General features: G+C 59.7%; 9 protein-coding genes. 6 read left to right on the forward strand and 3 right to left on the reverse strand.

The annotated features are described in order from the left end of the window. Nucleotides 1–128: 128 nt before the first annotated feature. The 3 genes from BEN48_RS16530 to BEN48_RS16540 all read right to left on the reverse strand — a co-directional run bounded on the left by BEN48_RS16530 (nt 129) and on the right by BEN48_RS16540 (nt 4,247). Nucleotides 129–1,448, reverse strand: coding sequence for a TldD/PmbA family protein (locus BEN48_RS16530; RefSeq protein ID WP_070736189.1), 1,320 nt, complete (start codon nt 1,446–1,448; stop codon nt 129–131). Between the two features lie 152 nt (nt 1,449–1,600). Further along, entirely contained in the window at nt 1,601–3,250 is a 1,650-nt protein-coding gene (locus BEN48_RS16535) for a TldD/PmbA family protein (RefSeq protein ID WP_070736191.1), read from the reverse strand. Nucleotides 3,251–3,437: 187 nt separating this feature from the next. Beyond that, entirely contained in the window at nt 3,438–4,247 is an 810-nt protein-coding gene (locus BEN48_RS16540) for a phosphatase PAP2 family protein (protein WP_070736193.1), read from the reverse strand. A 295-nt stretch (nt 4,248–4,542) separates the two neighbouring features. On the opposite strand from BEN48_RS16540, the gene BEN48_RS16545 reads away from it, so the two are divergent. The 6 genes from BEN48_RS16545 (at nt 4,543) to preA (ending at nt 12,997) form a co-directional block, all read left to right on the forward strand. Then, a complete protein-coding gene (locus BEN48_RS16545; RefSeq protein ID WP_094122977.1) occupies nt 4,543–6,015 on the forward strand; it encodes a CoA-acylating methylmalonate-semialdehyde dehydrogenase in 1,473 nt (490 codons plus the stop codon). Between the two features lie 122 nt (nt 6,016–6,137). Beyond that, nucleotides 6,138–7,490, forward strand: coding sequence for an aminotransferase class III-fold pyridoxal phosphate-dependent enzyme (locus BEN48_RS16550; protein ID WP_070736195.1), 1,353 nt, complete (start codon nt 6,138–6,140; stop codon nt 7,488–7,490). Between the two features lie 149 nt (nt 7,491–7,639). Then, the gene (hydA, locus tag BEN48_RS16555; protein ID WP_070736197.1) at nt 7,640–9,013 is read left to right on the forward strand and encodes a dihydropyrimidinase; all 1,374 of its coding nucleotides are present in this window, start codon (nt 7,640–7,642) and stop codon (nt 9,011–9,013) included. 116 nt (nt 9,014–9,129) lie between these two features. Beyond that, on the forward strand, nt 9,130–9,996 hold the full coding sequence (locus BEN48_RS16560) for a nitrilase-related carbon-nitrogen hydrolase (protein ID WP_193408691.1): 867 nt from the start codon (nt 9,130–9,132) through the stop codon (nt 9,994–9,996). Between the two features lie 147 nt (nt 9,997–10,143). After that, entirely contained in the window at nt 10,144–11,469 is a 1,326-nt protein-coding gene (locus tag BEN48_RS16565) for an FAD-dependent oxidoreductase (RefSeq protein WP_070736199.1), read from the forward strand. A gap of 139 nt (nt 11,470–11,608) precedes the next feature. After that, the gene (gene preA / locus BEN48_RS16570; RefSeq protein ID WP_083321175.1) at nt 11,609–12,997 is read left to right on the forward strand and encodes an NAD-dependent dihydropyrimidine dehydrogenase subunit PreA; all 1,389 of its coding nucleotides are present in this window, start codon (nt 11,609–11,611) and stop codon (nt 12,995–12,997) included. Nucleotides 12,998–13,038 lie beyond the last annotated feature (41 nt).

The following is a 13,038-nucleotide window of genomic DNA, read 5'->3' on the forward strand; positions in this document are numbered from 1 at the left end:
TCATGCTGAGCCTGCCGAAGCACCTCTATCGCACAAGTAATCAATTAGTAATGAGGTAGAGGTGCTTGGCTATGCCGACCTACGGTTCAGCAAGCTCAGCATGACGACCTTTTGGCTGCGAACTTAATCTATACCGCGTCGGAAAGACTGGTGAAGGTGAAGTCCCGAATCTTCAGCGGGGGCACCAGATTGCCGCCCAACCGCACCGGCTTGCCCACGGCCTCCAGGTTGTTGAGCATGATAACCGGGCTTTCGTTGAAGCGGAAGTTCTTCACCGGGAACTTGATTTGGCCGTTTTCGATGTAAAAGGTTCCGTCGCGGGTCAGGCCGGTGTAGAGCAAGGTCTGCGGGTCTACGGCCCGAATGTACCAGAGGCGCGTCACCAGAATGCCCTTGGCCGTACCCTTTATCAGGTCGGCGGTGCTTTGCGAGCCGCCTTCCATAATCCAGCCGCCGGGAGGGGGCAGGTCGGGAATGCCCGCCTTCTGCGCCCAGAACTGCGAGGTGTAGAGGTTCTTCACCACGCCTTTGTCAATCCAAGTGGTTTTCTGCTGGGGGCGGCCGTCACCGGCGAAGGTCTGGTCGGGTACTTCGGCGTTGGTGGGGTCCGAGTAAATGGTCACCCGCTCGTCGAAGAGCTTGTCGCCCTTGCGATTGCCGCCGCCTTTTTTGCTCAGGAAGCTGCGGCCTTCGTCGGCGTTGCGCGCGTCCATCGAGCGCATCATGTTGCTAAGCAAATCCACGGCCGCGGCCGGCTCCAGAATCACGGTGTACTTGCCGGGCTCCAGGGCCTTGGCTTTCACCGACGACGCAGCCTTGTCGGCGGCCACGCGGGTGAGGCGGGCGGCGTCAAACTTGGCTAAGTCCGTGTAGTTGGCAATGGCGTAGCCCGAGCCCTGGCCGTCGGCGGTGCGCACCGTGATGGTGAAGTCCAGGTTGGTGAGGCGCTGGTATGCTTCCAGCCCTTTGGTGTTGCGCTTGGCCACGAAGCCGGCCGAGTCGTTGAAAAAGGCTGCCGACGACAGCTTCCGGGCTTCGCACAGCGCCATGCTGGCCCCAATCTGCTGGGCGCGGTAGTCGGGCGTGATGTCGGCCGTGCGCTGGGCAAAGGCCGCCGGCGAGGCCAGGTACTTTTGCGGGCCCAGGAAGGGCACGTACTCCGGGCTTTCGGGCGCGAGCCGGGCAATTTCTTCGGCCCGCTGCACGCAGCGGCGCAGGCTGGCCTCGTCGAACTCGTTGCAAGTAGCCACGCCGCTGCGCTTGCCAAAACGCGACTGCACGCCCAGCGACACGTTATCGGCGGTGCCGGCCGTGCTGATGGTATTGCGCGCCGAGCGGACGTTGCCGCTGATGCTGCCGTTGAGGGTCGCCTCGCACTCGTCGGCGGTGCTGTACGAGAGGACTTTTTTCAGGATGTCCTGTGCCTCGGTTTGAGAGAGAATGGCCATGATTTCAAGTTTGAAGATGCTGGATAAATTCAGAACGTCATGCTGAGCGTAGCCGAAGCATCTCGCATGTAGAAGTAATTAATAGCAAGCTCAACGAAGCGAGCGAGATGCTTCGGCTGCGCTCAGCATGACGTTCTATTAACGACGTTCAATTACCCGATTTTGCGGGCGGTGTTGATGACGTTCACGCCGTTGAAGCGCGTGGTGGCCGAGCCGTGGCTCACGGCCGATACCTGCGAGGGCTGGCCCTTGCCATCGAAGAAAGAGCCAAACAGACGGTAGTCCGACTCGTCGCAGATGGCCGAGCAGCTGTTCCAGAATTCCTGGGTGTTGGCCTGATAGGCCACGTCCTCAATCATCTCCGTGATTTTGCCTTTCTCGATGGCGTAAAACACCTGCCCGCCAAACTGGAAGTTGTAGCGCTGCTGGTCGATGGAGTAGGAGCCGCGCCCGGCGATGTAGACGCCCTTGTCCACGTTTTTCACCATCTCGTCCACGCTCATTTTGGCGGTGCCGGGCTGCAGGCTCACGTTGGGCATGCGCTGGAACTGCACCGCATCCCAGGAGTCAGCGTAGCAGCAGCCGTCCGACTCATTCTGGCCCACGATGTGCGCCTGGTCCCGGATTTTTTGGTAGTCCACCAGCATGCCTTCCTTGATGAGGTCCCAACGCTTGGTTTTCACGCCCTCATCATCATAGCCCACCGCGCCCAGCGAGCCGGGCTGCAGCTTGTCGGCCACAATGTTGACCAGCTTCGAGCCAAACGGAATTTTCTTGGCTTTCCACTCCAAGGTGGCGAAGCTGGTGCCGGCGTAGTTGGCCTCGTAGCCCAGCACGCGGTCCAGCTCGGTGGGGTGGCCTACCGATTCGTGAATGGTCAGGCCCAGGTGGTTGGGGTCGAGCACGAGGTCGTACTTGCCGGGCGTCACCGACTTGGCGGTCAGCTTTTGCTTGGCCTGCTTGCCGGCCAGGGCGGCGTCCTCCAGTATGTCGTAGCTGTTGCGGTAGCCGATGAGGCCCGTGCCGGCCGGGCCGGCGATTTTGTCGACGGCCTTGGGCGTGAGGTACTCGTAGCCCAGGCCCATGGGGGCGCTCAGCGCATCGCGGGTCCGGAACTTGCCAGTGGCCCGGTCGATGGCCGTGACGCTGAACGTGGGCCAGATGCGGTGCACGTCCTGGTCGATGTAGGAGCCGTCGGTGCTGGCGAAGTACTTCTGCTCGTTGATTTGGAACAGCGAGGAGTTCACGAACGAGGCGCCGTTGTCGGTGGCCTTGGCGTTGGCGGCCAGCAGCAGCTCCACTTTCTGCGCCACCGGCACCTCAAAGGAGTTCTGCTGAATGGGCGTTTTCCAGGTTACTTCGCCGAAGCCTTTCACGGGGGCCAGCTGCACCTTCTCCTTCTGCACTTTGGCGTTGGCTTTGGCAATGGCCACGGCCAGCTGGGCGGCTTTCGCCAGGCCGGCCTCGGTCACGGTGTTGGTGGCGGCAAAGCCCCAGGTGCCGTTGGCCAGCACCCGCACACCGGCCCCAAAGCTCTCGCCGCTGGCGATGTTCTGCACCTGCTTTTCGCGGGTGAAAATGCTTTGATTTAGATAGCGGCCAATGCGCACGTCGGCGTAGGTGGCACCGGCGGTTTTGGCGGCGTTGAGCGCGGCGTCGGCCATGTGCTTGTTCACGGCCGGGTCGATGCCTTCCAGCAAACGGGACGGGTCAACGGAGGTGCCACCCAGGCTGGGGAAGGCGGGGAGAAACAGGGCGCCAGCCGCCAGGCCGGAAAGTCCCACAAAGTCGCGGCGTTTCAAAAGAGAATAGAGGTTCTGTTATGAGAAAAAGCAGGTTCGAAAAGAAGGGACTTAAATCTTCACTGATAAGACAGTTGAAAAAGCCCGCCGTTGCGTCGCTGCCCAAACTTAGGTCAAGTTTGAACAAAATTCCCTTTTTGGGCCGTGCCCGAGCGTAAATAATTATGGGGTGCCGGTCCCGGCGCTGCTACCTGGTGGCGCGCCACGTAACGGTCATGCCCGAAGCGCCGCTGCCAAAGTAGGCCGGTGCCAGGCCAATGCCCCGCCCAATGGACTTGCGGCCCCAGCGGTTGCGGTGGCTGAGGTAGGCCAGGTGAGCGGAGAGGATGCCAAACCCCGCGCCGGCCACCACGTCGCTCTGCCAGTGCTTGTCGTTTATCATGCGCAGGGCCGCCACGCTGCTGGCAATGGTGTAGGCCCCCACGCCATACCACTGGCTTTTGTCGCGGAACTCGGTGTGCACAATGCTGGCGGCCAGAAATGCCTGCGCCGTGTGTCCCGAAGGGAACGATTGGTTGTTGGAGCCATCGGGGCGTATCTCACGGCTCAGGAACTTCACGGCATACACCGAAGCCAGCATTATAGCTTCGCCCTTGGCAATAATGAGCAGGGTGTTGAGGCGGTCATCCCGCGACTCGACGCCGGCAAGGGCCACAGCACCCAGTTCCAGGTAGGGCAGAAAGATGACGGTGTTGTCAATCATACTATTCACCGGCCGGAACTGCTTGCGGACAAACTCCCGATTTTGGCGGTTGATGCCCGCATTGCCCTGCGCCGTGATGGCTCCATAGGTAATAAGCGCCGCCGGAATAACGGTGGCCCGGAAAAGCTTGCTCTTGTACCACTGCGCTTTCTCTGGCGAAGACACGCCGGCGGGGTTTGCATACTTGCGCGTGGTATCGGGCGCGGGTACCGGCACCACTTGGGCAAAAGCCGGATGGATGCCCCCAATCAGCAAGGCGACAGCAGCAATACGGGTGAGGAGAAACGTGCGCATATTAGGAAATCAACTGACAAATGGGATGGCTGAACGCGCATACGGAAGCCAAAAAAAAGTATCGGTAAGTCCGGCGAAAGTATTGCCTTTCAGGGCGACCCTGGCCGTGCCCCCGCCGGCTTTATGGCAAGTTAGCCAGTAGGAGGGCTGTCTTTGCGCTGGTTTTCAGGATGGAAGACGTCACCGCTTGCAGTAGGTTGATGGGCATGGGCAAAATTATTTTCCGGAAACGATTGGGTCGGTGTAGCATGTCCGGCAAAACCCTTAGCTTGCACCCCGCTTAACCCTACGGAATATGGAAGTACAGACGTTGAAATACCCAGCTATTCGCAATTACGTGGGCGGTAGCGCTGCCGAGCCAGCCAGTGCGGCCACCATGGACGTGTTCAGTCCCCTCACCGGCGCGGTCATTTCCACCGTCCCGTTGAGCAGCGCCGCCACCCTCGACGCCGCCGTTGTGGCCGCCAAAGCTGCTTTCCCCTCGTGGTCGGCCACTCCCATTAAGGAGCGGGTTCAGATTTTCTACCGCTACAAAACCCTGCTGGAGCGCGACATGAAGGCCCTGGCCGACCTGGTGCGCGAGGAAAATGGCAAGACCTACGACGAGGCCAAGGCCGAAGTCGAAAAAGCCATTGAACTAACCGAGTTTGCCTGCTCCATGCCGCAGCTTATTCAGGGCGAATTCCTGGAGGTGAGCAAGGGTGTGGAAGCCCGTGCCGAGCGCAAGCCCCTGGGCGTAGTGGCCAGCATCGCGCCGTTCAACTTCCCCAACATGGTGCCCCACTGGACCATCCCCAACGCCCTCGTACTGGGCAACACCATGATTCTGAAGCCCTCGGAGCAAGTACCCCTGAGTGCCGTAAAAATTGCCGAACTCTTGAAGGAAGCCGGCCTGCCCGACGGCGTGCTGAACGTGGTGAACGGCGACCGCACCATTGTGGAAGCTATCTGCGACCACCCTGACATCGAGGCGGTCAGCTTCGTGGGCTCCACCAAAATTGCCAAAGTGGTGTACATCCGCGCCACCAGTAACCTCAAGCGCTGCGTGGCCCTTGGCGGTGCCAAAAACCACCTGATGGTGCTGCCCGACGCCCATCCCGAAATGACGGCCTCGAACGTGGCCGCCAGCATGTCGGGCTGCGCGGGCCAGCGCTGCATGGCCGGCTCCACCATGGTAGGAGTGGGGGCGGTTGATGGCATCGTGGCCAAAATAGTGGAAGAAGCCCGCAAGATTGTGGCCGGCCAGAACCTGGGCTCCGTCATCAGCAAAGAAGCCAAGGAGCGCATCGAACAGCACATTGCCGAGGCCGAAGCCGCCGGCGCCAAAGTCCTGCTCGACGGCCGCAACGCCGTGGTGCCGGGCCACGAAGACGGCTACTACGTGGGCGCCACCGTCATCGACTTCGTGACGCCCGACATGCGCATCGCTCAGGAGGAGGTATTCGGCCCGGTGCTCGCCATCATGCGCACCAACACCCTGGACGAAGCCCTGGCCATTGAAAATGCCAACCCTTACGGCAACGCCGCCGCCGTATTCACCAGCAGCGGCAGCAGCGCCCGCTACGTAATGGACCACGCCAACGCCGGCATGATAGGCGTGAACATCGGCGTGCCCGTCCCCCGCGAACCGTTCTCCTTCGGCGGCTGGGGCGACTCGAAATTCGGCGCCTGTGACATCACGGGTAAAAGCTCCATTGAATTCTGGACGCAGCTGAAGAAGACCACGACGAAGTGGAACCCCGAGTCGCGGGTGAACTGGATGAGCTAGAACAGAACGTCATGCCGAGCGCAGCCGAGGCATCTCGCGTGCAGCAGTAAACCAATCGTTCAACGATTCAAGCGAGATGCCTCGGCTGCGCTCGGCATGACGTTCACATAGAAATTCTTTAAATGGAAACAACCCTCGCCCCCGACCCAACCCAAATCCTGCACGACAACCTCGACCACACGCTCTTCTCGTGGTCGAAGCAAACGGGCCTGAACCCCATCAACGCCGAGCGCGCCGAAGGCGTGTACGTGTACGACCGCGACGGCAAGCGCTACATCGACTTCTCGGCCCAGCTCATGAACGTGAACATCGGCCACGGCGACCAGCGCGTGACCGAAGCCGTGGCCGCCCAAATGCGCGAGCTTAGCTACGTGTATCCCGGCATGATTACCAAGGCCCGCGGCGACCTGGGCCGGCGGCTGGCCGAAATCACCGCCCCCAACCTCACCAAAGCGTTTTTTACGCTGGGCGGGGCCGAGGCCATCGAAAATGCCATCAAGCTGGCGCGGGTGTACACCGGCCGCCACAAGATTGTGACGCTGTACCAGTCGTTTCACGGGGCCAGCTACGGGGCCATGAGCGCCGGCGGCGACCCCCGCAAATTCGCCGTGGACAGCCAGGCCATGCCGGGCGTGGTGCACGTCGAAAACCCGTATTCCTACCGCTGCCCCTGGTACTCCGACTCGCCCGAGCAGTGCGCCCAGCGCGCCGCCGATGCCATGGAGCGCATCATTGGCTACGAGAACCCTGGCAGCGTGGCGGCCATCATTCTGGAGGGGGAGTCGGGCACGTCGGGCTGCATCAAGTACCCGCCCGGCTACTGGACGCGCATCCGCGAAATCTGCGACCAGCACGGTATTCTGCTGGTGGCCGATGAGGTGATGAGCGGCTTCGGCCGCACCGGCAAGTGGTTCGGCTCCGACCACCACGGTGTGAAAGTTGACATCATGTGCATGGCCAAGGGCATCACCGCCGGCTACCTGCCCCTGGGCGCGGTGATGGTGGATGAAGCCATTTCCAAGTCCTTCGACGACAAGCCCTTGCCGCTGGGCCTGACCTACTCGGCGCACCCCGTTTCCTGCGCCGCCGCCGTGGCTGTGCTCGACATCTACGAGTCCGACAACCTGCTCGAAAACACCGTGGAAATGGGCAAGTACATGGATGAGCAAGTCGCTCAGCTCATGCGCCACCACCCCAGCATCGGCGACTGGCGCAACACCGGCCTCTTCGGCTGCCTGGAACTGGTGAAAAACCGCGCCACCAAGGAGCCCATGGCCCCCTGGAACGCCACCGCCGCCCAGATGGACATCATGAACCAGGTAGCCGCCAAGCTCCGCGAGTTGGGCATGTACACCTTCGTGCGCTGGAGCTACATCTTCATCTGCCCCCCGCTCACGATTACGAAGGAGGAAATTGACGAAGGCCTGGCTATCATTTCGGAAGCTGTTAGCATCGCCGATAAGCACGTGCACTAAGGCCTGTACACGTCAACCTCACCCCCTGACCCCCTCTCCCAAAAAGAGGGGGCACCGGAATTGCATTTTAACAGTCGTATTCAAAACCGAGCTTGTCCGGTGCCCCCTCTTTTTGGGAGAGGGGGTCAGGGGGTGAGGTTATCCAGAACATGTCCATCCTCCTCAAAAACGGCCGCGTCGTCACCGCTGACTCGGACGCCGTCTGTGATATTCTGATTGAAGGCGAAACCATTGTGTCCATCGGCCGCAATTTGTCGGCGGAGGGCGCGGAAGTCATCGACTGCGTCGGCAAGCTGATTATGCCCGGCGGCATCGACCCGCATGTGCATCTGGAAATGCCCTTTATGGGCACGTTTTCGTCCGATACGTACGAAACCGGCACCCGCGCCGCGCTGCACGGCGGTACCACCACCGTCATCGATTTCATTCTGCAAAAGCAGGGAAGCTCGCTGCGTTCGGCCTTTGAGGAGTGGAGCGGCCGCGCCACCGGCAACGCCGTGGGCGACTACAGCTTCCACATGGCCGTGACGGATTTCAACCCCGACACCAAGGAGGAAATCAAGGACATGATTGCTGAAGGCATCACCTCTTTCAAAACCTTCATGGCCTACAAAGGCGCGCTCATGATTGACGACGCGCAGATGGTGGGCCTGATGCAGGAAGTGAAAAAGCACGGCGGCCTCGTGACGGCCCACGCCACCAACGGCGACATGATTGACACGCTCATTGCCCAGCACCGGGCGCAGGGCAAGCTCACGCCGCTCTACCACTACCTCTCGCAACCCGAAGTAACCGAAGCCGAGGCATCGGGACGTTTCGCTGACATCGCCAACTACACGGGCGTGAATGCCTACATCGTGCACCTTACCTGCGAAGGTGCCCTCAACCAGGTGCGCCGCGCCACCGAGCGCAACCAGCGCGTACTGGTCGAAACCTGCATTCAGTACCTGCTGCTTGATGCGCGTTTGTATGAGGACAAGGCCAACGGCGCGAAGTGGGTCATGTCGCCGCCGCTGCGCGAGAAAAAGGACCAGGCAACGCTGTGGGCCGGCATTAACCAGGGCCTGGTGAATGTGGTGGGCACCGACCATTGCCCCTTTATGTGGGAACAGAAGTTGATGGGTAAGGACGACTTTTCGAAAATTCCCAACGGCCATCCCGCCATCGAGCACCGCATGGAATTGCTGTTTTCGGAAGGGGTGAACAAGGGAAGGATTACGCCGCAGAAATTTGTGGAAGTTACCTCGACCAACGCGGCTAAAATTTTCGGCATGTTCCCGCGCAAAGGCACCATCAGCATCGGTGCCGATGCGGATTTGGTAATATTGGACCCCCAAAAGAAACACACTATTTCGGCCGATACACACCACATGAACTGTGACTACTCGGCCTACGAGGGCTGGGAAGTAACCGGCAAAATTGACACCGTGTTGCTACGCGGTAAAGTTGCCGTAGATGCCGGTGAAACGAAGGTTTCGAAAGGCTATGGTCAGTTCATCAAGCGCGAAAAAACCAACATCTGAGCGCAAAGTCCCGCGAGGTTTTAAAATTAAGTTTCGCGAAGGCTGCTCATAAATAAAACATTGCGAAACGTAATTTAAAACTTCGCGAAACCTTGCGCGAAACTTAATCTTCCCCTATGCCCAGAATGATTAAATCCGGCCTCATCCAGATGAGTTTGCCGATGACCGAAGGCGAAGGCACGATTGCCGAAATCATGCAGGCCATGGAAGCCAAGCACATTCCGCTCATTGAAGAAGCCGGCCGCAAGGGCGTGCAGATTCTCTGTTTGCAGGAAATTTTCAACACCCCGTATTTCTGCCCCGGCCAGGACAAAAACTGGTACGCCTCGGCCGAAGCCGTGCCCGGCCCCACCACCGACCGCATGGCCGAATACGCCAAGAAATACAACATGGTGATGATAGTGCCCGTGTACGAGCGCGAAGCCGCCGGCTTCCTCTACAACACGGCCGCTGTGATTGACGCCGACGGCACCTACCTCGGCAAGTACCGCAAAAACCACATTCCCCACACCACCGGCTTCTGGGAGAAGTTCTTCTTCAAGCCCGGCAATCTGGGCTACCCCGTGTTCCAGACCAAGTACGCCAAAGTAGGCGTGTACATCTGCTACGACCGCCACTTCCCCGACGGTGCCCGCGTGCTGGGCCTCAACGGCGCCGAAATTGTGTACAACCCCTCGGCCACCGTAGCCGGCCTCTCGCAGTACCTCTGGAAGCTGGAGCAGCCCGCGCACGCGGCCGCCAACGGCTACTTCATGGGCTGCATCAACCGCGTGGGCGAGGAGAAGCCCTGGAACCTGGGCCGCTTCTACGGCACCAGCTACTTCGTGGACCCACGCGGTCAAATCATCGCGCAGGCCGACGAGTACAATGACGAATTGCTAATTGCTGACTTCGACCTCGATATGATTGAGGAAGTGCGCAATACCTGGCAGTTCTTCCGCGACCGCCGCCCCGAGACTTACGAAAAACTGGTAGAGCTCTAGGCTTCCACCTGTCATCCTGAGCGCAGCGAAGACCTTATCACGGTGTGGCCGATTGTAATTACTGCGAATCGTTCATTGGTCATAAGGTCCTTCGCTGCGCTCAGGATGACAAACGTTTTCAATTACTCCGAATAATCCCGCCCATTCATGGCCGAATTTTCTACACCCACCACTGAACAGGAATTCGCGGAAAACTTCGCGCAGCTCAAGCCGCTCATGAACCGAACGGAAGCGCTGTTTGAAAGCTCGCGCTGCCTGTTTTGCTTCGATGCGCCGTGCATCAAAGCCTGCCCGTCGGGTATTGACATTCCGCAGTTTATTCGGCAGATTAATTCGGGCAACGACACTGGCGCGGCGCGCACTATTTACGAAGCCAACTACTTCGGTAATGCTTGCGGTAAGGTGTGCCCGACGGAGGTGCTGTGCGAAGGCGCCTGCGTGTATAACCTGCAGGAAGTGAAGCCCATTGAGATTGGTCGGCTGCAGAGCTACGCCACTACCAAGGTGATTGCGAGCGGCAAAAAGCTGTTCGGTCCCGGCGCGGCCAATGGTAAAAGCGTGGCTGTAATCGGGGCCGGTCCGGCTGGTATATCTGCTGCCTGCGAACTGCGCGCCTTGGGGTACGAAGTGGATGTATTTGAGGCCAAAGCGCAACCCTCGGGCCTTACGGTTTACGGGGTGGCACCTTACAAAATCACCAACGAAGAAACCCTGGCCGAAATGGACTATTTGCAGGCCCAGTTCGGCTATCATACTCATTTCAATTCGCCCATTAATTCCCGCGAAGAATTAATAGAATTGGAAAATAAATACGATGCTATTTTCCTGGGTATTGGCCTGGGTAAAACAAACGCGTTGGGCCTGCCGGGCGAGGACAAAATCAATTGCACCGGTGCGGTTGAATTCATTGCCGAATTGCGCCAGCAGCACCACAAAATAGTCGTGGGCCGCAAGGTAATTGTGCTGGGCGGCGGCAATACCGCCATGGACGCGGCATCAGAATCGGCACGGCTGGGCGCGGAACGGGTGCTGCTGGCGTACCGGCGCGGCAAAGAAGAAATGGGGGCCTACGAGTTCGAGTACGACCTGGCCAAAGGCGTGGGCGTGAGCGGCGTGTTTAACGTGGCGCCGCTCGAAATTGTGGGCGATGACTACGTGGCGGGCGTGCGGTTTATTCGCACCGAAACCATTGATGGTCGCGTGTCAGAAATAGCCGGTTCCGAATTTGTTGAGCCTTGCGACATGGTGATAAAAGCCACCGGCCAGGCCAAGCAAACCCAATTCCTGAGCCTGATTCCCGGCCTGGAAGTAGACGGCAAGGGCCGCATTGTGGCCAATGCCCACACCGGCCAGACCACCAACCCCAAATATTTCGCCTCCGGCGATGCCTGGAACGGCGGCGCCGAAGTAGTGAACGCCGCGGCCGAAGCCAAACTAACGGCCCGCGGCATTCACGCCTATTTGAGCAAGTAGTCAAGAGTTAGAACTGTCATCCTGAGCTTGCGAAGACCTAAGGACAGCAGGACAATTTGCAGTAAATCCATTGTCCAAAAAGCAGCGGCGACCGTGATAAGGTCCTTCGCAACTCAGGATGACAGAACCGAAAAACCTCATGCCCGACCTCTCCATTAATTTCGCCGGTATCAAATCGCCGAACCCGTTCTGGCTGGCTTCGGCACCGCCCACCAACTCCGGCTACCAAATCATGAAGGCCTTTGATGCCGGCTGGGGCGGCGCGGTGTGGAAGACCATGGGCGTGCCCGTGGTGAACGTGTCGAGCCGCTACGGCGGGGTGAATTATCGCGACAAGCGACTGGTCGGGTTTAACAACATTGAGCTGATTTCGGACCGTCCGCTGGCCGACAACCTGCGCGAGATTGAGGAAGTGAAAAAGCGCTTCCCCAACCACGCCGTCATCGCCTCGCTCATGGTGCAGAGCCGGCAGGAGTGGCACGACATCGTGCGCCAAAGCCAGGACGCGGGCGCCGATGGCTTCGAGCTGAACTTTGGCTGCCCGCACGGCATGTGCGAGCGCGGCATGGGCTCGGCGGTGGGGCAGGAGCCCAAGATTCTGCAGATGATAGTGGAATGGGTGATGGAAGTGGCCACCAAGCCCGTCATCGTAAAACTCACGCCCAATATATCCGACATCACCGAACCGGCCCTGGCGGCGCGGCGCGGCGGGGCCGATGCCATTTCGCTCATCAACACCATTCAGAGCATTGTGGGCGTTGATATTGACCATTTTGCGCCGTACCCCGTCGTGGACGGCAAGGGCAGTAACGGCGGCTACTGCGGCCCGGCCGTGAAGCCCATTGCCCTGAACATGGTGAAGAACTGCGCCCAGCACCCCGACATCCAACTGCCCATTTCGGGCATCGGCGGCATCGAGACTTGGCGCGATGCGGTGGAGCACATTTTGCTGGGTGCCAGCAGCGTGCAGGTGTGCACGGCGGCCATGCACTACGGCTTCGGTATCATCCGTGAAATGACTTCGGGCCTGGAGCAATACATGGTGGACAAAGGCTTCCACACCATTTATGATTTCGTGGGCAAGGCCCTGCCCAACGTGTTGCCCTGGGAGCAGCTCAACATGAAGTACAAGGTGACGGCCAACATCCACGCCGAAAAGTGCATCGGCTGCCAGCTCTGCTACACCGCCTGCGAAGACGGGGCACACCAGGCCATCAAGCTCAATGCCGACACCCGCGTGCCGGAAATCATCGAGGAAAACTGCGTGGGCTGCAACCTGTGCTCGCTGGTCTGCCCCGTAGAGGAGTGCATTACCATGGACCGCACCGACTCCGGCACCGAGCACCTCACCTGGAAGGAACGGGTGGAAGCCGGCACCGCGCCCACCGAGTTCAACGACGAGCGCGCCGGTGGCCGGCACCACTGGGTGCCCGAGCCCAGCGCCGCCCTGGGCAAGGAGCGCCACAAAACCCTGCCCGGCAAAGCCCGGATTTATGCTGGTGAAACGGAAGCGCCAGCCGAAGCATAGCCGCAAAAAAGAACGTCATGCTGAGCGCAGCGAAGCATCTT

The organism is Hymenobacter glacialis, assembly GCF_001816165.1.
Taxonomy (GTDB): Bacteria; Bacteroidota; Bacteroidia; order Cytophagales; family Hymenobacteraceae; genus Hymenobacter; species Hymenobacter glacialis.